This window comes from Muricoccus pecuniae, assembly GCF_014199205.1.
GTDB lineage: Bacteria > Pseudomonadota > Alphaproteobacteria > Acetobacterales > Acetobacteraceae > Roseomonas > Roseomonas pecuniae.
The window spans coordinates 1-19,839 of sequence record NZ_JACIJD010000027.1 but is presented as its reverse complement, the minus strand read 5'-3'; the positions used below and the strand labels follow the sequence as shown (position 1 = coordinate 19,839).

Annotated in this window: 25 protein-coding genes; 4 read left to right on the top strand and 21 right to left on the bottom strand. The window is 70.5% G+C overall.

The window, feature by feature from the left end; all coding sequences use genetic code 11:
* Positions 1 to 3 precede the first annotated feature (3 nt).
* The 16 genes from FHS87_RS20130 to FHS87_RS20055 form a co-directional block, all read right to left on the bottom strand.
* A complete protein-coding gene (locus FHS87_RS20130) occupies positions 4 to 228 on the bottom strand; it encodes a hypothetical protein (protein WP_184521135.1) in 225 nt (74 codons plus the stop codon).
* A gap of 9 nt (positions 229 to 237) precedes the next feature.
* Positions 238 to 2,034 (bottom strand): type IV secretory system conjugative DNA transfer family protein, encoded by a 1,797-nt coding sequence (locus FHS87_RS20125; protein WP_312862058.1) that lies wholly within the window; start codon positions 2,032 to 2,034, stop codon positions 238 to 240.
* Positions 2,035 to 2,183: 149 nt separating this feature from the next.
* Positions 2,184 to 3,224: a P-type DNA transfer ATPase VirB11 gene (virB11, locus tag FHS87_RS20120; RefSeq protein ID WP_216348644.1), complete on the bottom strand. Its 1,041-nt coding sequence runs from the start codon at positions 3,222 to 3,224 to the stop codon at positions 2,184 to 2,186.
* The gene (locus FHS87_RS20115) at positions 3,221 to 3,379 is read right to left on the bottom strand and encodes a hypothetical protein (protein WP_184521134.1); all 159 of its coding nucleotides are present in this window, start codon (positions 3,377 to 3,379) and stop codon (positions 3,221 to 3,223) included. The genes virB11 and FHS87_RS20115 overlap by 4 nt, the downstream gene beginning before the upstream one ends.
* 11 nt (positions 3,380 to 3,390) lie before the next feature.
* Positions 3,391 to 4,566: a TrbI/VirB10 family protein gene (locus FHS87_RS24520; protein ID WP_184521133.1), complete on the bottom strand. Its 1,176-nt coding sequence runs from the start codon at positions 4,564 to 4,566 to the stop codon at positions 3,391 to 3,393.
* Positions 4,563 to 5,603, bottom strand: a complete 1,041-nt coding sequence (locus FHS87_RS20105) for a TrbG/VirB9 family P-type conjugative transfer protein (protein WP_184521132.1) — start codon at positions 5,601 to 5,603, stop codon at positions 4,563 to 4,565. The genes FHS87_RS24520 and FHS87_RS20105 overlap by 4 nt, the downstream gene beginning before the upstream one ends.
* Positions 5,600 to 6,400, bottom strand: coding sequence for a VirB8/TrbF family protein (locus FHS87_RS20100; protein WP_184521131.1), 801 nt, complete (start codon positions 6,398 to 6,400; stop codon positions 5,600 to 5,602). Before FHS87_RS20100 ends, FHS87_RS20105 begins: the two co-directional genes overlap by 4 nt.
* Positions 6,397 to 6,570 (bottom strand): type IV secretion system protein VirB7, encoded by a 174-nt coding sequence (locus FHS87_RS20095; RefSeq protein WP_139281460.1) that lies wholly within the window; start codon positions 6,568 to 6,570, stop codon positions 6,397 to 6,399. Before FHS87_RS20095 ends, FHS87_RS20100 begins: the two co-directional genes overlap by 4 nt.
* 46 nt (positions 6,571 to 6,616) lie before the next feature.
* On the bottom strand, positions 6,617 to 7,606 hold the full coding sequence (locus FHS87_RS20090; RefSeq protein WP_073140639.1) for a type IV secretion system protein: 990 nt from the start codon (positions 7,604 to 7,606) through the stop codon (positions 6,617 to 6,619).
* Positions 7,596 to 8,027, bottom strand: a complete 432-nt coding sequence (locus FHS87_RS20085) for a hypothetical protein (protein WP_073140636.1) — start codon at positions 8,025 to 8,027, stop codon at positions 7,596 to 7,598. Before FHS87_RS20085 ends, FHS87_RS20090 begins: the two co-directional genes overlap by 11 nt.
* A complete protein-coding gene (locus FHS87_RS20080; protein WP_184521130.1) occupies positions 8,027 to 8,737 on the bottom strand; it encodes a type IV secretion system protein in 711 nt (236 codons plus the stop codon). Before FHS87_RS20080 ends, FHS87_RS20085 begins: the two co-directional genes overlap by 1 nt.
* A gap of 14 nt (positions 8,738 to 8,751) precedes the next feature.
* Positions 8,752 to 11,169 (bottom strand): VirB4 family type IV secretion/conjugal transfer ATPase, encoded by a 2,418-nt coding sequence (locus tag FHS87_RS20075; protein WP_075822077.1) that lies wholly within the window; start codon positions 11,167 to 11,169, stop codon positions 8,752 to 8,754.
* Positions 11,162 to 11,503 (bottom strand): type IV secretion system protein VirB3, encoded by a 342-nt coding sequence (locus FHS87_RS20070; RefSeq protein ID WP_075822076.1) that lies wholly within the window; start codon positions 11,501 to 11,503, stop codon positions 11,162 to 11,164. The genes FHS87_RS20075 and FHS87_RS20070 overlap by 8 nt, the downstream gene beginning before the upstream one ends.
* 14 nt (positions 11,504 to 11,517) lie before the next feature.
* Positions 11,518 to 11,814, bottom strand: a complete 297-nt coding sequence (locus FHS87_RS20065; protein ID WP_075822075.1) for a TrbC/VirB2 family protein — start codon at positions 11,812 to 11,814, stop codon at positions 11,518 to 11,520.
* Positions 11,811 to 12,515 carry a lytic transglycosylase domain-containing protein gene (locus FHS87_RS20060; protein WP_075822074.1) on the bottom strand — a complete coding sequence of 235 codons (705 nt, stop codon included), beginning with the start codon at positions 12,513 to 12,515 and terminating at the stop codon, positions 11,811 to 11,813. The genes FHS87_RS20065 and FHS87_RS20060 overlap by 4 nt, the downstream gene beginning before the upstream one ends.
* A gap of 30 nt (positions 12,516 to 12,545) precedes the next feature.
* On the bottom strand, positions 12,546 to 12,935 hold the full coding sequence (locus FHS87_RS20055; RefSeq protein ID WP_073140672.1) for a hypothetical protein: 390 nt from the start codon (positions 12,933 to 12,935) through the stop codon (positions 12,546 to 12,548).
* Between the two features lie 548 nt (positions 12,936 to 13,483).
* Between FHS87_RS20055 and FHS87_RS24675 the strand changes: the two genes are divergently transcribed.
* Entirely contained in the window at positions 13,484 to 13,765 is a 282-nt protein-coding gene (locus tag FHS87_RS24675) for a FitA-like ribbon-helix-helix domain-containing protein (protein WP_073140675.1), read from the top strand.
* A 65-nt stretch (positions 13,766 to 13,830) separates the two neighbouring features.
* Positions 13,831 to 14,232: a type II toxin-antitoxin system VapC family toxin gene (locus FHS87_RS20050; RefSeq protein ID WP_184521129.1), complete on the top strand. Its 402-nt coding sequence runs from the start codon at positions 13,831 to 13,833 to the stop codon at positions 14,230 to 14,232.
* A gap of 9 nt (positions 14,233 to 14,241) precedes the next feature.
* On the opposite strand, the gene FHS87_RS20045 is transcribed toward FHS87_RS20050, so the two are convergent.
* The gene (locus FHS87_RS20045; RefSeq protein ID WP_184521128.1) at positions 14,242 to 16,143 is read right to left on the bottom strand and encodes a DEAD/DEAH box helicase; all 1,902 of its coding nucleotides are present in this window, start codon (positions 16,141 to 16,143) and stop codon (positions 14,242 to 14,244) included.
* 126 nt (positions 16,144 to 16,269) lie between these two features.
* Between FHS87_RS20045 and vapB the strand changes: the two genes are divergently transcribed.
* Both vapB and vapC read left to right on the top strand, forming a co-directional pair.
* Positions 16,270 to 16,491, top strand: coding sequence for a type II toxin-antitoxin system VapB family antitoxin (vapB, locus tag FHS87_RS20040; RefSeq protein ID WP_073140683.1), 222 nt, complete (start codon positions 16,270 to 16,272; stop codon positions 16,489 to 16,491).
* On the top strand, positions 16,491 to 16,907 hold the full coding sequence (gene vapC / locus FHS87_RS20035; RefSeq protein WP_073140686.1) for a type II toxin-antitoxin system tRNA(fMet)-specific endonuclease VapC: 417 nt from the start codon (positions 16,491 to 16,493) through the stop codon (positions 16,905 to 16,907). Before vapB ends, vapC begins: the two co-directional genes overlap by 1 nt.
* A gap of 400 nt (positions 16,908 to 17,307) precedes the next feature.
* Here the strand turns inward: vapC and tnpC are convergent, their stop codons facing one another.
* From tnpC to FHS87_RS23940, 4 genes are all read right to left on the bottom strand, one after another.
* Entirely contained in the window at positions 17,308 to 18,882 is a 1,575-nt protein-coding gene (gene tnpC / locus FHS87_RS20030) for an IS66 family transposase (protein ID WP_073140535.1), read from the bottom strand.
* A 13-nt stretch (positions 18,883 to 18,895) separates the two neighbouring features.
* The gene (gene tnpB, locus FHS87_RS20025; protein ID WP_073140533.1) at positions 18,896 to 19,252 is read right to left on the bottom strand and encodes an IS66 family insertion sequence element accessory protein TnpB; all 357 of its coding nucleotides are present in this window, start codon (positions 19,250 to 19,252) and stop codon (positions 18,896 to 18,898) included.
* Complete coding sequence (gene tnpA, locus FHS87_RS20020) at positions 19,249 to 19,659, bottom strand: IS66-like element accessory protein TnpA (RefSeq protein WP_073140531.1); 411 nt, start codon at positions 19,657 to 19,659, stop codon at positions 19,249 to 19,251. The genes tnpB and tnpA overlap by 4 nt, the downstream gene beginning before the upstream one ends.
* Positions 19,646 to 19,839 (bottom strand): ATP-binding protein (locus FHS87_RS23940; protein WP_246418559.1); only part of this gene is annotated, 194 nt, incomplete at its 5' end. The genes tnpA and FHS87_RS23940, both read right to left, overlap by 14 nt.

The window sequence follows — 19,839 nt, the reverse complement described above, 5'->3', positions numbered from 1 at the left end:
ATCTTACGCACGCGCGCCGCGTTGACGGCCAGGCGTGGCGGCTTCAGTCGGCGCTGCGGCGGCCGGCTTCGCGGCCCGGCCGGCAGCGGCCACGCTCTGCCAGTATTGCGTCGCAGCCGAGGCTTGCCCCTGCCCCAGCTTTGACGATCTGGCGCCGGCTAAGGCCGACTCTTCCGCCCGGCGCGGCGCGGTGTCGTGGGATTGGTTGGAACCCTTGGTGTCGGACATACTGCCCTCCTACTCCGCCGCTTGTTTATGGAAGCGGCTGGCCTCGATCACCGCGCGCAGCTCGGCGCGGCGGAAGTAGATCGCGCGTCCGCAGCGCAGCGGCTTGGAGCCACGGGCGAACACGAACGCCTCATCGCCGCGCACGTCCTGCATCAGCTCATCCGGCCGGATCAGGGCGCGGGCCATCTCGTGCCGGTTCATGCTGGTGCCCTTGGAGCGTGAGCCGACTTCCAGGGCCTTGCCCTGACTGCCGGCGTTGCTGCCCTCGCTCTCGGCCAGGACCGAGTGCCCGCCGGCCGCGTCCGATACCGACTTCGCGGTGTCGGTGTTCTGGACGGCGGCATACATCCGCCAGCTCACGCTATCGAACCAGGCGTTGCGGCCCTGCCGGCCCCACTGTTCCACGAGCTGATCCTCGGCCTGGTAGAGCAGTTGCAAGGTAATCCCGTATTTCCGGCCGGCGTCGCGGGCGACCTCCAGGATCTTCATTGGCCCCAGGCGGCGGACCTCATCGAGCATGAACAGCACCCGGCCCTGCACGGCGCCGTCCGCCTCGTAGAGCGCGTTCAGCAACGCGCCGACGAGCACGCGCCCGACGGCGGGGGTGTCGCGCAGCACCTTGAGCGGGATTTGCAGGAACACCGTCAGCTTGCCCTCTGTCAGCTCGGCGGTGCCGCAGGAGGGTTCCGCGCCCTCGGTACCGCCCGACACCAGATCGGCGTAGGCGGCGACGGAGAGCCAGGCGGTGTCGCCGGTGGCATTGCCGTAGATGCCCGAGAAGGTCTCGGGGACGATCTTCTTGATAGTGCCGGCAATGTCGCGCGCCATGGGGCTGTTCGACCCGGCGTGGATGCCTTCCAGCACGTCGCGCATCTGGTCCTCGGGGGTGACGATGCCGGCGCGGAGCGTGCGGAGGGTCTTGGCCTCCGCGGGCATGGTGTCGTCCCACAGCATATGCGCCAGCAGGCAAGCGACGAGCTGCTTGCCCCAGTTGCGGAAGAACTTATCAGCGTCGGAGCTGCCGCCTTCCGCCTCTCCGAAGATCCAGCCCACGACGGCGTGGACGTTGGTTTCCGCGAGGGGGTGGGTCACGTCGATCCAGTCGAGGACGTTGATCCCGCCCGGCGTGCCGGGTTCCAGGGAGACGACCTTGTGCCCCATGGCGGCGCGGGCCGCGGACAGCATCGGCCCCAGCTCGCGCGAGGGATCGAGCACGACGGCGGCGCCGGTCCAGTGGACCAGGGTAGAGGCGGCCGAGACGGTCTTGAAGCCGCCGGAGCCGGCGAACACCAGGCTATGGGTCGGGCCGATCTTGCAGGGGTCCACCAGCAGCGCGGCCTTGCCGCCCTGGCCCCAGGTCTCCCGCCGCTCCGGGTCAAAGGCGAGCCTGGCCACCTTGTCCTGATCCACCCGGTAAGCCTCGCCCACGACCACGCCCCCGAAGTCGGGGTGCGGGCCAGGGAAGCGGTCACGGGCCTCCTTCATGCTCATCCACTCGGCGTGCCCGTGGTTGTCGGTGCTGCCGCGGACGACCTCGCCGGGGCGGGTGACGCGCCCGCCGCGAAGCTGCACCAGGCGGTAGATCACCAGGCCGAGGAACACGGTGGGCGCCCCGGCCCCGAACATCAGCCATCGGCCGACGATGGGGTGGGGCGACGCGAACAGGGCGTAGCTCCACCACTTGCCGATCCAGGCGGTCCCCTGGAACGGGAAGTAGCGGACCAGGCCGGTGCCCCACAGGAACACGGCCGAGGCCGCAGCGGTCCAGAGCAGGGCGAGGATGGCCAGCAGCAGGCCCCAGGCCACTAAGCGACCGGGGGAGGGGAGGCGGCGACGTTCGCTCATCGCCCCGGCCTCCGGCGACCTGATGCTGGACGGCTAGACGCAAGACGTACAGCGCCCATCGTATATCTCTCTTCCAGCCCTATGCAGGGCCCTCCCAAGACGGTCCAGCGTTAGGCGGCGCGGAGCAGATCGGCGGCGACCTCGCCGCGGCGGGCGGCGTCATCGGCGAACCAGACCTCGCGTATGGAGTAGGTGCCGGCGTCATTGTGCAGGGGCACGATGGCGTCCACGGCGCTGCCGATCATCGCGGCCAGGGTGTCGTCGCCGTAGGTGGCGCCCTGCGGGGTGCCCTTCACCAGGTTGAACAGCCGGCGCATGGCCTGCGGCGCGTCGGCGCCGTGAATCGTGGTGAGGCTACCGGGGTGCCCGGTCATCACCTCGTTCAGGTACACCCAGGCCGCGTCGTCGCGCAGTTCCTGCAGCAGCACGCGGTCGGGGCGCATCCGTAGGGTGGCTTGCAGCAGGGCGTCGGCGGTGACGCCGCCCATGGTCAGCCCACCCTTGGAGTAGAGCAGGCGGACAGAGTTGCCGTGTGGCACGACCAACTCAAGCGCGTCCTCAATTGTGAGGATGCGTTCGGTGCGCGGGATCTCGGAGGTGAGGGTCTTGCTCAGCGTCGTCTTGCCGCCGCCCGTGGCGCCGCAGAACAGGATGTTGCGGCGCGCCCGCACTAGGCCGCCGAAGAAGGCCACGGCGTCGCCCGCGTCGAACAGCTCCAGCAGCCCGGCGCTGTCCGCCTGGCGCTGTTCCCGGCGCTTGTCCCAGCGGTTCCAGCGGGAGGTGTCGTAGCGCCCGGCCAGGTCAGACAGGGCGGCCACGGAATCGCTCGGCCGGCGGAAGGTCAGCGAGACCGTGCCGGGCGGCACGGCGGGCGGCAGCACGACTTGCAGGCGGTGGCCGGTCGGCAGGTCGGTGGAGCACAGCGGGTGCTCGGCGCCGACGTTCTGGTTCCGCAGGGCGCCGGCCAGGATGGCGACGCCTTCCAGCATGTCGAAGTCCAGCTCGGGGGCGGCGTGCCGCTCGAAGCGCCCGCCCTGGCGTAGCCAGAACTCGCCGGGGTGGTTGATGCACAGCTCCTCGGTGCGCGGATCGGCCAGGGCGCCGGCCACGGGGGCGAGGGCGAAATCCAGTTGTGCCGCGGCGTGCATCATCGGCCTGCCTCCCGCGCGAAGGCGAACAGGAGCTGCGCCGGATCGTGGATGGTGGGCGCGTCCTCCGGGGAGGGACCGGGCAGGCGGCACGCCTGCCCTGCCGTTCCCCAACTCCCGGCCGGCGCCGCAGCGGCGAGGTGAAGGGCGAGCTGCACCGCCGCGCCCCTCACCGGCTCACCAACCGATATACGTCCGAGAAGTCCAGATTTCTCGCCACGAACACCGTCATGGGCTCCCCCTGGTTTCGGCGCAGGGTGGAGGGAATGTTGATGTCGGATTCCAGCGCTTGGCTGGTGGCGCGCTGCCCGCCCGACTGGAACTGGTTGAAGGTGACGCCCGTGCCGTTGTTCAGCGAGTTGCTGGCGACGGTGGCCGCGGCCTGTAGGCCGGTGTCGAGGAAGGCGAGCAGCATGGCGCCGCGGAACCGCTCGAAGAAGTGGCTATCGACCTCGCCATCCAGCCCGGCCTGGCCCATCACGTCGGCGCCGGGGCTGTTCAGCTCCATCTGCACGCCGCCAGGCGTGAGGGCTTGGGTCATCACCACGAACAGGCGACGCGAGCCGCGGGCCAGGCCGGAACGGACCTCGCCCACGATGCGGGTGCCACGCTCCATCAGCACGACGGTTCCGGTGGAGCCGCGCACGTCCACGGGAGTGATGCAGGAGAAGAAGCCGGCAACCGTGGAGTCTATCGGCATCTCGGGAATGCAGGGGATGCGCGTGCCCATCGGCACCGTCAGTTCAGGATTCCGCAGCACGGTTGCGCGGGCCGCGGCCATGCGGGACGGGCGCAGGCGCGAAGAGAGCGCGTCGTCGGGCTCATTGGCGCCCCCGGCCAGGCCGCCGGGGACTGTAGCAGGCGCCCCGGCCCGGGCAGCGCGGGGGCCGGCCGGCCCGTCCTGCACGAGCTGCGCGGCCTGCGGGGCGGCACGGTCCTCGTAGCTCATGATCGGGGTGGGGTTGGGGAGCTGGCGCCCGCCCCCGCCGCCGAAGGCTACGGCGCTGCCGGCGCCCGGCATCGGCATCGGCATCCCCATGGCCGCCGGGGTCGGCGGGGTGGGCAGCGCCGCGGCCGTGACGGCCGGGGCCGGGGACGGCGGGGCGGCCGGCTCGGGCATCGGCCGGTAGGGCATGGAGCGCCCGGCCTCTGCGACCGGCTGCTCGCGCTCGCGCTCCGGGGCCGGCTTGGACGAGGGCCACATCGCGACCAGGCCGCAGGCCGCGAAGATGCCGACGCCGATCAGCACCTTCTCCCGGCCGGTCAGCAGGCGCCGGCCGCCGGCCACGGGCGAGACAGGATCATTGGAGGCGGCGGCGCCCCTGGTGGCCGTTGCGTCGCTCACTGTCTGATCTCCCGCACCACATCGGGGCTGGTGGTGCCGGTGCCGGGGTTGCGCCCGGTGGCATCGAAGGCCCGGTTGAGGATGCACAGCACCAGGCCGCCGTCCCGCAGGCGGAAGGTGCCGTTGGTCTGGTGGATGGTGATGAGGCCCGAGGTGTTGGCCGAGTAGTTCACGGCCGCCTCGCGTCCGTCCGCGAGGACGGAGAAGATGGCCGGCACGCGACGATTGCCGGGGAAGCGCAGGAAGGTGGATTGCCCGTCGTCCCACACCTCGGCCGGGGCCAGGTCACGGTCGCCCTGGCCGTCGTAGTTCCAGTTCAGGACGCCGGGCGTGGCGGCGTTCGTGCTGGCCAGCACTAGGCGCTCACGCGCCTGCCGGTCGGCCAGCTCGCGGCGGCGCGTCTCGGCCGCGGCGTTGGCCGCCTGCCGACGAGCTGCCGCCGCAGCCGCCGCGGCGGCGCGTTCCTCAGCGGGGTAGGTGAAGCGCACGAGGTAGTAGGTATCCGGGGCGTCCGCGGTCAGTGGCCCCTCTCGCGTGGACAGCTCGAAGGTATAGGCGCGCATCACCTCCTTGCCCGTGGTGGGGTCGGTGCTGCGGCCGATGATGAACAAGGGCTGCGGCGCCAGGTCGCGCAGGGGCTTGAGCATCACGAAGTTGCCGCGGACAGCGGTGAAGAGGTTCCGATCCGTCGAGGCACCGCGGCCGGCGCCGGCCCGCTCGGAGGGAGTGACGGGGCCGCCGGCCAGGGCAATCGGGCCGTTACCGGGGCCGGCGGGCTCGGGCGTGTCCAACAGGGATTGATCCGACACTGGCAGGCCGGCGACCGTCTCACCGGGCGCGAGCTGGATGGTCAGGGTGGCGCCGGGGACGGCATAGAGCTTGACCACCTGTTGCGGGTTGTAGGCGATCACCCGCACGCGGGGATCGGCGCCGGCCGGGGCCGGGGCTTCGCCCGCCGTGGCCGGGGCACCCCAGGCCAGCGGCAGGGCGACGGAGGGGGCCAGAAGCAGCCGCAGGACGGAACGGGGGCGGTTCATCGGGCCTCTCCCAGCGTCGGCACGCCCTCACGCTCGGGCGGGCGGTATTCGGTCACGAGCACGCCCAGCGGGTTGATCGTGGTGCCGTCGGTGAAGGCGATGTTCTGGCCGGCGCGGTAGCGCAGTGTCGTGACCCAGGTGGACACGACCGGCGGGCGGCCGGCAGCGCGCTCGGTGCGGCGGAAGCGGAGCTGGTAAATCTCGTCGGCCTGCGCGGTGTCGTTCGGCAGCAGGGCGCCGCTGATCTGCTCCACGGTGACGGTCGCCCGCGTCCCCCACACGGCCTGCGGGCCGGGCGGCTTGTCGAGGTTGAACCACTCCTGAAAAGCGGTGCGAACAGCGGGCGCCGACATGCGGCTCACCACGTCATAGGCGTAGCCGGCCTCGCCGGAGGACCAGCCTTCGCGCAGGCGGACATACTGGAACAGGGTGGCGCGCACGGCGCGCTCCTGCACGCCGGCCGGCAGGGCGTCGCCGTGGACCACGGTGGCCATGCTGCCGTCCGGCTGCGGGATGGCCACCACGGGCACCACGCGCACCAGGGGAAAGAGCTGGAGGGCGGCGAGGGCCTGCATCCCGACCACGCCCAGCAGGCCGACGATGGCCCAGGTCTTTCCCATGCTGATGCGCTTGGCGCAGCGGGCGTCGCGGAGCTGGCGGGCCCGCGTCTCGGCGTAGAGGCGGTTCAGCTCGCCCCGTGGGATCACCACGGCGGCGGCCATATCGCCATCGGAGGGGCCACCCGCGGGCGAGGCGTTGGGCGGCACCGGCTGGCCGGGCGGGAGGATGGCGTTCAACGCACGACACTCCTGGCCGGGGCGACCACGGGGGCCGCGGCGGCGAGGGTGGCCGGCGGGAGCATCCGGGTCGGATTGAGCTGGAACACCTCGCCCTTGCAGGCCGGCGGTTCGGAGGCGCTGGCACAGGCGGCCAGGGCCAGCAGGGAGAGCAGCAGCGCGGGCTTCATCGGGGCTCCACGGTGACGGAGGAGGGGGCAGGAGGCGCGCACGGGATCAGCCCTTCGGCACGGTGTTGGCGGCTGTCGCCTCGGCGGCGGTGGCCGTTCGGCTCTGATAGGCTTCCTGCCGGCCCTGGGAGGCGGCGGCGGCCTTCTTGTCGGAGCGGCGCTGCATCGACGCCATGCCGCGGTCGATGGCTTCGCCCAGGGCTTGCGTGTGCGGGGCGAAGGAGCCGGCCAGGCCGCCGCCGATGGAGTAGGCCACGCCCGTCAGCGCGCCGATCAGTAGCAGGCCACACCAATACCAGGCGGCGACTTGCAGCAGCGCGCCCATCTTCTCATCCAGGCTACCGCCGGAATTGGACTGCGCGACGCGGACGTAGTTGTTGAAACCCGTCATCAGCATTTGCAGCATGACACTGACGGAGAGCTGCACGAGCGTCAGCGAGACGAGCTTGCCCACCCAGCGATCCACGAAGGGACGCGTCGCGTCGAACAGGGCAAGGCCGATCAGGAACGGCCCGAGGGCAATCACGAAGCCCATGACCACGCGGGCCACGATCCACATAAGGAAGATCACGACCAGGGCGACGAAGGAAATCACCATCAGCGCGCGGATCACCAGGCGCTCACCGAACTGCGTCCAGCCCGTCGCTTCCGCGAGCATGGTGGCGGCGATGCGCTGCGTGGCACCCCACAGCGCATCGAACTGCGCGGCCGGGGCGTAGGTGGTTCCGCCCGTGAGGGCACTTCCGACCGTGGAAGGAATGTCGGTCAGGAACAAGTCGCGGACGTAGGTGTTGAACGTGCCCGCCGATGTGAGCAAGGCGGCCACGGCCATGATCCGCAGCACGCGCCCGGCCAGCACGCTCTTGTCCATCCGGCCGGTCAGCACGAGCCAACCGGAAATGAGGATGAACAGCGTGGCAGCGGCCCGCACCTGGGGACGTGCCCAGGTGAGGCCGTTGTTAATGACGTTGTTGACGGCGGAAACTAGATTGCCATCGAAGGCTAGAGAGACGTTCTGGAAGAACTCACCGGCCACGGTCGCGTTCCTCCGGGTAGCGATCGAGCTGGTAGCAGTAGGGAAGGAACATCGAGCTTCCCGGCCCACGTTCCTGACAAGCCCGCTTTAGGGACTGAAAGCCGAACGGGTTGGTGCGCGGGTTGTAGTCCGGCTCCGGTAGGCCGCTGCTGTCCACGGGCGGCGCCTGGCGTCCCTGGCCGGCACGCGGCAGGGTGTTGGGCAGCGGGCGGCCCATGCGCGAGGCGCCCGCGGCTTCCGCGTTCTGGCACTCCCAGCTCGCGGCCAGGCGGGCGTCGCGCTGGCAGCGTCGCAAGGTCTCATCGAGGATTTGCGGATGCGCCTGGAACCAGGGCACGTCGCGGTTCTCGCGCGACCGCTGCGCGAGAACGGGCGCGGTGCCCACGGCCACCAGGGCGAGCACGAGCACCGCACCGCGCATCAGTTGTCCCCCAACGGCTGGAAGCTATCGCGGTATTGCTCCGCGCTCTGCCGGGCGGCTTCCTCCGCGCGCAGGGTGTCGCCCTGCTGCTGGGTGGCCGCCATGAGCTGCAACTGCGCGAGCTGCTGCTGCTGCGCCGACAGAAGCGCGTGCTCGGCCTGGATGCGGTTGTTCAGGGCGGCCGACGCCTGCACGTCGGGCTGCCCGTCAATCTCGCCCATCAGCTCGCGCAGGCCGGCGATGCGCTGCTCCGACTGCTGCATCCCCTGCATGGCCGCGGCCTGGACGTTGCCCAGGCGCTGCGCCCGCCGCGTCTGCTCGGTCGCGGAGAAGTCCGTTCCCGACGACGAGAAGAAGCGCATGTTGGCCACCTGATCGGCAGCGCCGGCCAAGCTCCCCACGCCCGTCATGGCGCCGCCGATCTGGCTGGCACCGTAGCCGTTCGCGACGCCGCCCAGGCGGTTTGCCAGGCCCGAGACGCTGGTGGTGTGGGCGAGCACGTTATAGGTGGCCTGGAGCTGCTGATACTGCTGCTCAAGCTGGCGCACGGTGGCCACGGCCTGCGCGACCTGCTGCACGAGCTGGGAGTTGGTAATCTGCGCCTGCGCGTTCGCGAGGGCGTCCGTCACCGGGATTTGTGCCCGCGCAGCGCCAGGCGCCGCCACGGCCAGGGCGAGGGCCGCGGCCCCCGCCAAAAGCGTCCGCTTCATGCTCCATGTCCTCATCAGGTTGCCGCTTCCGGCAGGCGGCGGTGGAACTCGGGCAGGAGCGCCGACGGCTCATCGGTCCCCAGCTCGCGCCGGATCTTCCGCAGCAGGCGGACGGTGCCGACCTTGCCGCTCAACACCGCTAGGTGCGGCGCCATGGCCGGAGGCAGCTCCACCCGGCAGACCACGGAGCCGGCGTCGCGCTTGACCAGCATGGATCGCGCCCCGGCGGCCATGTCCTCGGTGACGGCGCGATACTCGCCCGGCGTGCAATGCAGGCTCTCGTAGCCGTCTCCCACGTCGCAGTAGGCGGACCGGCTGGCCGACTGGTTGGGAAAAAGAACCTTGGTCGGCATGTTGCTGACCAGGGTGGCGCCGATGGGATGGCGGAGCACCTGCTGCGGCTGCTGCGTTGCGATCACCAGGGCGCCGTTGCCCTTGCGGAGCGTCAGCGCGAAGTCCTCAAAGGCGCGGGCGAACCGCTCATCGGGCAGGTAGGCCCAGAACTCATCGGCTGCGAGCACGAAGCGCCGGCCGTCGATCACGCCGCGGACCCGGTGCAGGAGGTAGGAGGCGGCCGGGCCGCGCACCGTCTCGTCCTCCATCAGCGCCGAGAAATCCACGCCCACCAAACCGGCATCGGGATCGAAGGCGTCGGCCTCGCCGTCAAAGGACCAGCCCAGGTCGCCGTCCCGGCCCCAGCGTTCCAGGCGCTTGCCGGCGCTGCCGGCGCCCTCGCCCACCAGCCAGGCGCAGAGCCCGGCGATGGAGCGGGCAGCAGGCGGCATCCGCATCTGGAAGGCGATGGCCTTGGACAGCCGGCGCAGCTCAATCGCGTCGGGCTGCGGGCCGTCGTCGGCGCGGATCAACCCCACCACGAAGCGCAGCAGCCACACCCGAGCGTCGGGGGTGTTCGGCAGCGCCCGCATCGGCGCCAGGCCGCTATCCTCGCCCGCGCGCAGGGTCAGGTAGCGCCCGCCCATGGCGCGGACGAGGATCTCGTTGGCGTTGTCCTTGTCGAACACCACCACGGTCCCGCCCGGCCCCGTCACCCGTTCCAGGGCGGCCACCATCATGCCGAGGAACACGGTCTTGCCCGACCCGGAGGGGCCGAAAATGGCCATGTGCGGCAGGCCGGCGACGTGGAGCGACAGGTCAAAGCCAGTGTTGGCCGAGGTCAGCAGCCGCAGCAGCGGGGCGCCCCACTCCGGGGACGGGCCGCCCCGCGGGTAGCCATCCAGGGACGAGAAACCCACGAAGTTTCGAGAGGAAATGTCGCCGGGCCGGGTGCGCCAAGCGGCGTTGCCGGGGAGCTGCGCCCAATAGGCGGCCTCGGTCCCCAGGTCCTCCACGGCGACGCTGGCCCCGGCATTGGTCAGGGCGGCGCGAACCTCGCCGGTGCGGCGCTCCAGCTCGGGCAGGCTGTCGCAATGCAGGGCGACGGAGACGTGGTGCGATCCCATGGTGGCCTGGTTGGAGGCCACGTCGTCCATGGCGTCGTGCAGGGCGTCCATCTGGCTCAGGGCGCGGTCGCCGGCATTGGCCATCTGCGCCTGCTTGCGCGCCAAGCTCCCGGTCGCCGCGGCGCGGGAGTGGAAGCGGAAGGAGTTGGTCAGCACCACCCGGCAGTCGGCCGAGAGCAGGTCGTTGAGCATCCCCGGGCGGGTGCGGTCGGGGTATTCCTTGAACCCCATGAGGGTGCCGAAGGATGGACGGCCGGGGGTGCGGACCTCAAAGCCGCGCCGGCCGCAGATCACCCGATCCGTGTAGATGGAGCCGCCGAGGGAGCCGCTGACCATCGGCACGGGAAGGAAGCGCGCCGTCAGGAACAGGCGCAGGGCTTCGGCAATCTCGGAGAACATCACCCCGCCGGCCTCGCGCACGCCCAGCCGCACCGGCCCCATCTCGGCATAGGCCTTGGCCAGCACGAGCATCCGGTCATCCAGGGTGCGGATCAGCTCATCGCTGGCCGTGGTGGCGGCGGCCTCCTTCTTGCGGCCCAGGCGCGAGCGGAGGGCGTTGAGACCGCGCGTCACCGGGGCGCGCGGGGTGACGATCACCGACACGAACCACTCGTTGACCCGCTCGCGCCCGGCCAGGACCTCCCGGCGGTAGGCGTTCTCGAGATCGGCGGCGAAGGCGGATCGGTAGGCCCCGGCCGGCAGCGGCGCCACGCCGTCGTGCCGTACCATGGTCTCCACGACCGTCAGGGTGTCGTCCGCGATGTTGCGGAGGACCGCGTTGCGGAAGCGGTGCCGGCTGTTGCGCCGGGCGTGGTCCTCCAGAGCGAAGGGAGCGCCGACCAGCCGCAGCATCCCCATCACCGACCCGTCCGTCCGCAGCACGGCGTCGTCGCGGACGTGGCCGACGAAAGGCACGTAGTCGTCGGCGCTGCGCTCGCTCCACCCGGAGGCGGAGAGGAAGGGGTTACGCATTGGACATGCCGCGCGGCCCCCGCGCGCTCCCTACGGGCAGTGGGGCGACGGAGGCGCCGCCCCAATCGGCGGTGTCGAGGCCGCGGGCGCTGGTGTTGAGCCAGAGCACCGCGACGCCGACCGCGTTGTAGTCGCGGGCGACGAGGAACCGGGCTGCGATCCAGACCGGGGCGACCAGGGCGAGCGCCCAGGTCACGCCGGTCAGGCCCTTGAACACCACCTGCACCTCGGCCCCGATCACGAACAGGGCGAGGGCCAGCGGCAGCGGCAGGCCCCACATCAGGGCCGGCCGCGTCGCCGCGACGTGCAAGGGATCTTCGGTCAGGGGTTCCACGCCGTGCCCGCCCCTCAGAAGCCGAAGTAGCCGGCGATGGTGTCGGCGTTGGCCAGGATCAGGCCGCCGGCCACCACGGAGGCGATGACGCTGACGGAGAAGCGCATGACGAAGAGGCCGATGGCGACGGCGATGATGCCGAGCATCACCAGGCCGCGGGCCACGTTGGTCATGAACCACTGCGTCAGGCTGTTGACCACGCCGGAGCCGCCGCCGCCGATCTGCGCGTGCGCCAGGTCGGGCAGGATCAGCGCGGCGCAGGCCACGGCAGCGAAGAGGGCGACGTTCCGCGCCTTTGGAGAAAGGGTCATTCTGCGGTCCTCGGGGGCTCGGTGGGGGTGGCTCCCGCGGCGCCCCCCGACGCCGCGGGGGTCTCACGAGGCACGGCCACCAAGCGCGGCCGGCTCGCAGGGGCGGCCCGTGCCCACACGTCCCACTCCGGGGGCGCGTCGGGATCGTCGTCGGGCAGCTCGGGGGCGGAGGTGGCGGCCGGGCGCTGCGGCGCCCCGACGGCCTCGCCGCGCAGACGGATGGCCGGCACCACGACCTCGGCCGCGCCCTGGACGCGGCGGACGTAGCCGTTGGCGAAGCCCCGCTCGGGGTGACCGGTGTTGTAGCGGGAGAAGGCGACGCGGAGCGCCTGCTGCGGGTCCGCCTCGCCGCGGCTGGCCGTGGCGTAGCCCTTGCGCAGGATGCGGGCGCCGGCCGCCAGGTTGGTGCAGGGGTCGAGGACTTCCGCGACCGTCAGCCCCAGCGCGCGCAGGTTGCCGCTGTTCACCTGCATCAGCCCCAGGTCCACGGAGCGGCCTTGGCGCTCGATGAGGTCCGTCGCGAGCGCCACGGCGGCCTCGCGCGTCTCGGGGAAGATCGCGCCGCCGCCCGGCCCGTTCACGCCCAGGGCGAAGGGCTTGAAGCCGCTTTCCGTCCGCATGACGGCGGCCAGCGTCTCAATAGCGACAGAGGGGGCGCAGCGGGCGGCGAGCTGCGCGACGACGGCCAGTTCCAGGATCACGCGGCCACCACCGGGCCGCGGGCCGCCTCGCTAGGTGTCGAGCGTGTCCGGCGTCGCCACCCCGTCGCCGGCTGGCAGGGACTTGTTGGGCTGGACCGGCCCGCCCGGCACGGCGCCGTCGAGGAAGGAGCGGAGCTTCGCGAGCTTCGTGCAGTCCGGCTCGTGCAGGGAGATAGGGCCGTGGAAGCCGAGTTCGTCGCGCATGAAGCGGACCAGCCGGTTGAGGTCGCGATAGGCGCGCACGCCGGCACCTCGGAAGAGGCCGATAGCGACGTAGCCTCGCCGCCAGCTCGGAAGCAGGTAGGGGACGTGCTCCACCCCATCCGCCTCGCTGCGACGCGCGACGATGACCACGTTCTCGATCCGCCCCCCAGCCTCCAGGCCGGCGCGGATCTCTGCCTCTTGCAGAAGCCCTCGCAAGTATCCGTTCCCCTGACGGAGGGGGAACTTAGCTGGGAACCCGCCATCCTGCCGAGTGGTAGCTGCCGAACCTCGCACGAGGGTCCGGCCTGCAGCCCCTTGGAGATGGTGGTGCGGAGAACCAAAATTGCTATTTCGCTTCTGCAGTTGGGTCTGTTGTGCCGCAACCCTAGCGAGCATAGCGCAGCAATTGCAACGCAGAAGGAGGAGCAAAACGCCTTCTTACATGACCTATCCGCGTTGGGAACAAAACCGAACTTCTAACTTTGCGGATCCGTAGGTGCGCACGGAGGTGCCGGTCTCGAACATGTTCAGCTGCAAGTCACAACTCGGAGACCGGCATGCTCCGGAACTGCCAATCGCCCGGGCTGCTGCCCTGATCCGCGAATCGGCGCTGCCATCTAGCCTCGAAAGGGGAAGAGGGTGCCCGGACTCGATCAGGTACCGGTCCCTCTCACAGTAGCCCCATCCCGAACAGGACCGGGTCTGGCTTGCTTGCATTGCTGGCATTTTGCTATCAGCTAAGCTGGAGGCGAAGGAAGGTAGGTATGCCCGCCCTCACAGTGAGGAACTTGGACGAGGAGATCGTCCGCCGCTTGCGGGTCCGTGCAGCGGAGCATGGCCGCTCTGCCGAAGCCGAACACCGGGAGATCCTGCGCGCCGTGCTGACGGGACCAGGGCCTGCATCGGCCCGAGAACAAGCGGCCGAGCGGCTGGCTGAGTTCCGGCGCAGAACGGCGGGGCGCGGTTCAGCGGGGACTAGTGAGCTCTTGGAGCAGTCGCGGGCAGGTCGCACCGAGCAACTGGCCCACAGGCCGAAGGGCGACTGAGCTTGGCGCTGGTTGTGGACGCATCCGTGGGGCTGAAGTAGGTCCTCGAGGAGCCCGACAGCCACTTGGCTCAGGCGCTCGCGACAGGAGGTGAAGAGCTCCTCCTTCCTGACTTCTGGCTGGGGGAGGCCACAAATGTCCTCTGGCTGCAGGTACGCAGGCGCGCCCTCACAGCTGAGGAGGCACGGGAAGGGCTGGCACTCCTGCAGGCGCAGGTGGAGCCAACCTCGACGACGGGGCTGGACCTCCACTCCGTCGCGCTCGACATCGGCCTGGCTACCAATCATTCGACCTATGATACGCTCTACCTGGCTTTCGCCATCGCCATGGGAGCCCGGGGCGTCGTGGTGTCGGACGCGCCCTTCGTGCGGGACATGAAGCGGCACCCTGATCCGCTCGTGGCGGGCATGGTGATTCCGCTCTCCAGCTGGGCAGAGGAGCAGGGGCTCACTGGACAGGATGGCTAGACGCGCCTCCTACCTCCTGGAGGCCCGTGCTTCAGGCCTCAGCCGCATGGGGCGGCCGACGGGCGGCTTCCACTCACCCCGCTTTCGGGCGGACCAGGCGTAGCGCGGGTCGCCCTCCAGAAGGTGCAGGTGGTCGCCCAGCCGGTTGCGCTCCATCCAGCCGATCGCGGCCTCCAGCTCCTCCAGCGTCATGCGCGCCCGCGCCTTGTCGCCCGTCACACGCTTCAGGACCGCGTTGTAGCGATGGTAGAGGCCGGGCCCGGCCAGGCCACCCCGCAATCCGCTCGCCCCCGCCTCGTCCTCGACCGCCTGGGCGGCCACCATCTCCCCCAGCCGTGCCCTCAGCCTCCGCTCGACGACTGAGGGCACCTCCAGCAGCTCGCCCTGCGCTTCCTCGTTCTCGGGCCGGTGCATCGCCAGCTCTGGCCCGGGCGCCAGCCGGTCGTAGCGCAGCGCCAACGCGTTGGAGGAGAGCGGGACGATGCCTTCCTTCTCCGCCGGCGGCAGCTTGTCCAGCAGCCAGTCCGGCAGCGCCATCTGCCCGCGGCGGGGCTTCGGCCGGCGCGCCATCGTGCCCTGCTCCGTCTCCATCCTGCGGCGGAACAGGCCAAACAGCGGGTCGTCGGGATGGAAGACGAGCGCCTGCTGCGCCTCGTAGCCCCCGGCATTCGGGTCCACTCGCGTTGCGCGGGCCACCATCTGTTCGAGCCAGGGCCGCGACCGGATGTGGGTCAGCGCCGCCACCACGGCCACCTCGGGCGCGTCCAGCCCCTCATAGGCCATGGCCACTGTCACGAGGATCGAGGGTTCCGGCATCAGCCGGAAGGCGGCGAGCAGCTCGTGGGCGCGCGGCGTGTCCGAGGTCGCGAGCCCCGCTACAACCGCGGCCTGAGCCGTCGGGACCCACTTCCGCACCACCTCCAGGTAGTGGCGCGCCGTCGTCTGATCGGGCGCCACCACCAGCAACTTGCCCAGGCCGCGCGCCGCCTCGCCCGGCGCCAGGCCGCGCTCCCGCCGGCGCCGCGCGCGCAGGTCGCGGATCGCGAGGAAGGCTTCGCGCAGCAGCGCCTCCGCGAAGCCGGTGCGCAGCGCGGTGAAGAGGGCAGGGCGCGTCGTCTCGTCGGGGTAGAGGCCGGAGATGCGGTGCGGGCCCAGCTCGTTGCCGTCCTCGTCGCGCCAGCTGGCCTCGCCATCCAGCGCGCCGAAGGTCACGGGCAGCACGGCGCGCTCGGCCAGCGCCTGGGCACGGGAGTAGCCGACCACCGCCCACCCTTCGGCGTCCAGCTCCACCTCGCGCGTGCGCGCCTTCGGGCCGCGGCGGTAGGGCAGCCAGAGGATGCCCCTGCCGTCCGCCCGCTCCAGCGTGCCGGAGAGCAGCAGGCGGACGCGGGCGCATTCCAGCAGGGGCAGGATGGCGCGGGACCAGGCGCTCGCCTGGTCCTCCTCTGTCTCCTGCGCCGCGGCCACAAGATCGATGTCGGCCAGCGCCGGCAGGTGGTGCACCTCGTCCACCACCAGCAGCGTGCGGCGGCGTCGGAACTCCGCCAGGTGCAGGTCCGGGGCGGCCGCGATGCCCTGATAGGTCGTGATGTAGCCGGCCAGGCCACGGCTCGGGTCCGGCGTGTTGTCGGCCGCGCGTACGGAAAGGGAGTGGCCCAGCGCCCGCCGCCAGAGGGGATCGGCGAAGGCCTCCTCGGCCTGCAGGCGCAAGCTGTCGCGCGGCACCACCCAGCAGACCCGCTCCACGATCCCGGCTGCGACGAGGCAGCTGGCGGCAATGACCGGCAGGAGCGACTTACCCCCGCCGGGCGTTACGGCGGCCAGGATGTCGCGTGCCTCCGTCTCGCCGTTGGCGATTGCCTCCACCACCCCGGCGAGGCGTTGCTGGTGGGAGCGGAGCCGGCGGGTCACGGTGGGGGAAGATCAAAACAGAGCACCCCAAGACACTGATTCAGCGTGATTCCTGTGTCTAGGGCTTATAAACCTTGCGCCTTGGCAAGGCGGGGATATATGGATTGTATATCCCAAGAGGTTCACATGACCCGGACCACTCTCTTTCAGAGCAACCGGACGCAGGCCGTACGTCTGCCGAAGGGCGTGGCCTTTCCAGAAAGTGTTAGGGAAGTCTCGATCCTCCGGGACGGCACCCGCCGGGTCATCGTGCCGGCGGATGCTAGTTGGGACGACTTCTTCGGTGCACCCGGGATTGACCTGCCGGACCGCAACCAGCCTCGTGCCGAGGAACGCGAGCGCTTCTGATGCTGCGCTATCTGCTGGACACGAATCTCTGCATCCGTGTTCTGCGAGATCGACCGCAAGGCCTACGAACACGCTTCAACGCCGAGGCCGGCTCACTCTGCATCTCGACCGTGGTTCTGATGGAGTTACTGCACGGTGCGGGCAAGTCGGCCCGCCCGATCGAGAACCGGCGGGAGGTGGAGCGCTTCACGGCGCGGCTGGATGTGCTGGCCTTCGACGCGGACGCAGCAGCGCATGCGGGAGAGATTCGCACAGCGCTGGAGCGCGCCGGGCAGGTTATTGGTGCCTACGATCTGATGATCGCGGGACACGCGCGTAGCCGCGGGCTGGTCGTGGTCACAGGCAACCTCAGCGAGTTCCGCCGCGTGGAGGGACTACGCTGTGAGGACTGGCTGGCGTCAGTGCAGGAAAAGTAGCCGAAAAACAGGCAAGTAGGACGTCTATTTTACATAAGATACATTACGCGACGATGTCGTTGACGTGCACGCGCTAGGTCATGTCCCCACTCGGCTGAGGAACCCCTCGTGGCTGCCCCGTGACGCGTTGTCCCGTGGCATCGCGACGCTCTTGCAACAGCCTGGAGGGCCAGAATGACGGCTCAGCCAAGGCCGGAACGCTGCCTCCGGTTCACGACTGATGGCGCACAGCCTCCACGAACACTTGTTGAGTTTCGCTGAGAACTGACCCGGGGTTTTCATCGAGAACTGACCCGTGCGGGGATATGTCCCGCGGGCTGTGGCCGCGGGTCAAGCAGGTGTTTTGGCCCTCCTGTTCCGTAAGCGAGGTCTACGGACCCTTGCGGCCTTTGCTTGATCGTCAGCTGTTTTCGTCGGCCGCGCAGTGCCATGGCATGAGCTCGTCGATGCGGCTGTTGGGCCAGCCGTTGACCAGGCGCGTCAGCACTGTGGTGAGGTAGCGCTGCGGGTCGACGCTGTTGAGCTTGCAGGTCTCCACCAACGAGGCCACGGCCGCCCATCTGGCCCCGCCATCGTCGCCGGAGGCAAAGAGCGCATTCTTGCGGCTGAGGCAGATCGGTCGGATGGCGCGCTCCACCGTGTTCGTGTCCAGCTCGATCCGACCGTCCTTGAGGACCCGCATCAGGCCGTCGCGATGGTTCAGCGCGTAGCGGATGGCCTCTGCCGTCGGACTGCTGCCCGGCAGCCGCGCGAGGTGCGCCGAGAACCAGGCGAACAGGTCCTCGACAAGGGGGCGGCTTCGTTCCTGGCGGACGGCGCGGCGGATGTCGGGCGGCTTGCCGCGCAGTTCCGCCTCGACCGCGTAGAGGGCGGCAATCCTCTGCAGCGTCTCGGTGGCGATCGGCGCGGTCTTGCCCTTGGCTAGCTCGATGAACTGCCGGCGCAGGTGCGACCAGCAGAATGCCAGCGTGATGCCCTCGCTCGCCGCGGCGAGCGTCTTGTAAGCGCCGTAGCCGTCGCACTGGAGGATGCCGCGATAGCCGCCCAGCAGTGCCTTCGCGTGCTCGGCGCCGCGGCCCGGCGCGTAGTGGAACACCACCGCCGGCGGGTCCGTCCCGCCCCAGGGCCGGTCGTCGCGCGCGATCGCCCAGGCATAGCCCTTCTTGGTCTTGCCACGTCCAGGGTCGAGGACCGGCATCGTGGTCTCGTCGGCGAACAGCCGCGAGGAGGCCAGCAGGATCTCCCGCATGCGCCGGACCACCGGGATGATCTCCAGCGCCCCCGTGCCGGTCCAGTCGGCCAGCACCTCGCGGCCGATCTCGATCCCCTGCCGCGCCAGGATCTGCGCCTGGCGGTAAAGGGGCAGATGGTCGGCGTAGCGAGAGACCAGCACGTGGGCGACCGTTGCCTCGGTCGGCACCCCGCCCTCGATCAGGCGGGCCGGCGCGGGCGCCTGCAGCACCACGCCGGCGCAGGCCCGGCAGGCCAGCTTCGGCCGCTTCGTGACGAGGACGCGGAACCGCGCCGGGATCACGTCGAGCCGCTCGGCGGCATCGGTGCCGATCTCGACCAGCGGGCCCTGGCAGCAGGGGCACACCGTCGCCTCGGGCGCCAGCACCTGCTCGATGCGCGGCAGGTGCGCCGGCAGTCGGCCCCGGCCTGCCCGGCGGCGCTTCTTGTGCTGGTCGCGCAGCGCCGGAGAGGCCTTGCCGGCCTCGGCCGCGTTCCCGGCCAGCGTCGCCTCGATCTCCTCGAAGGCGAACAGCAGTTGCTCCTCGGGGAGCCTCTCGGATTTCTGCCCGAACTGCCGGCGCTTCAGCTTCAGCAGCAGGTGCTGGAGGCGCTCGTTCTGCGCCGTCAGCGCATCACGCTCGGCGACCAGCGTGTCGACCTCGACCAGCGTCTCGAGCAGAAGCGCGCGCAGGGCTGCGGGGTCCTCCGGCAGTGTCGGCCTGTCGTCTCCCGCGGCGCGCATCGTGCCGCGGATTCTATGCCGGCGCGCTCGGCGTGGGAATCTCCCGCAGCGTTTGCACGCGCCGCCAATCGATCCCGTCGAACAGCGCGGCGAACTCCACCGGCGTCAGACGCAGCACGCCGTCCACCACCGGCGGCCAGCGGAACGCGCCTCCCTCCAATTGCTTCCAGACCAGGACCAGGCCGCCGCCGTCCCAGAGGAGGATCTTGATCCGGTCGGCACGGCGCGAACGGAACACCAGCACCGCCCCGGAGAACGGATCTGCGCCCAGCACCTCGGCGGCCAGCGCCGCCAGGCTGTGCGCGCCCTTGCGGAAGTCGACCGGCTTCGTCGCCAGCAGGATCCGCGCGCCAGCCGGGGGCGCGATCATGCCGCCGATGTCCGGATCGCCCGCAGCACCATCGTCAGCAGGTCCACATCTGTGCCAGGCACCACGTGCAGCACCGCTCCCGCCAGTTCCACCTCGATCGGTGGCGAGGAACCTGCCGACGAGACTGTTGTCGGCTCGGGCACAGGCATCGACGGCGCCGGCACGATCGGCACAAAGCTCAGCGGCGCCACCGCAGCACGCCGCATCTCCCGCCGCCACGTGAACACCTGCTGCGAACTGACCTGCCAGCGTCGTGCCACCTCGGCCACCACCGTGCCGGGCCGCAGCGTCTCCGCTACGATCCGTGCCTTGTCGTCGTCCGACCACTTCCGCCGACGGCCAGGTCCGGTCAGAACCTCGACACGCCGATATCCGCCGTCCTTCGCGTCACCACTAATGTCGACCATAATGTCGGCCCGAAGCTCCCTGCTCCAAGCCGACCCAGCACATCCACCAACCGCGCCGGAAGACGGGCCTCGTGGCCACGCTTACCCTGTTCCTGGGTTCGGCCGAGCTGCTCCTGAACCGGAAACTGTCGTTGCCGGTCTCCAGGATGTGGCAGTGGTGCGTGAGCCGGTCGAGCAGGG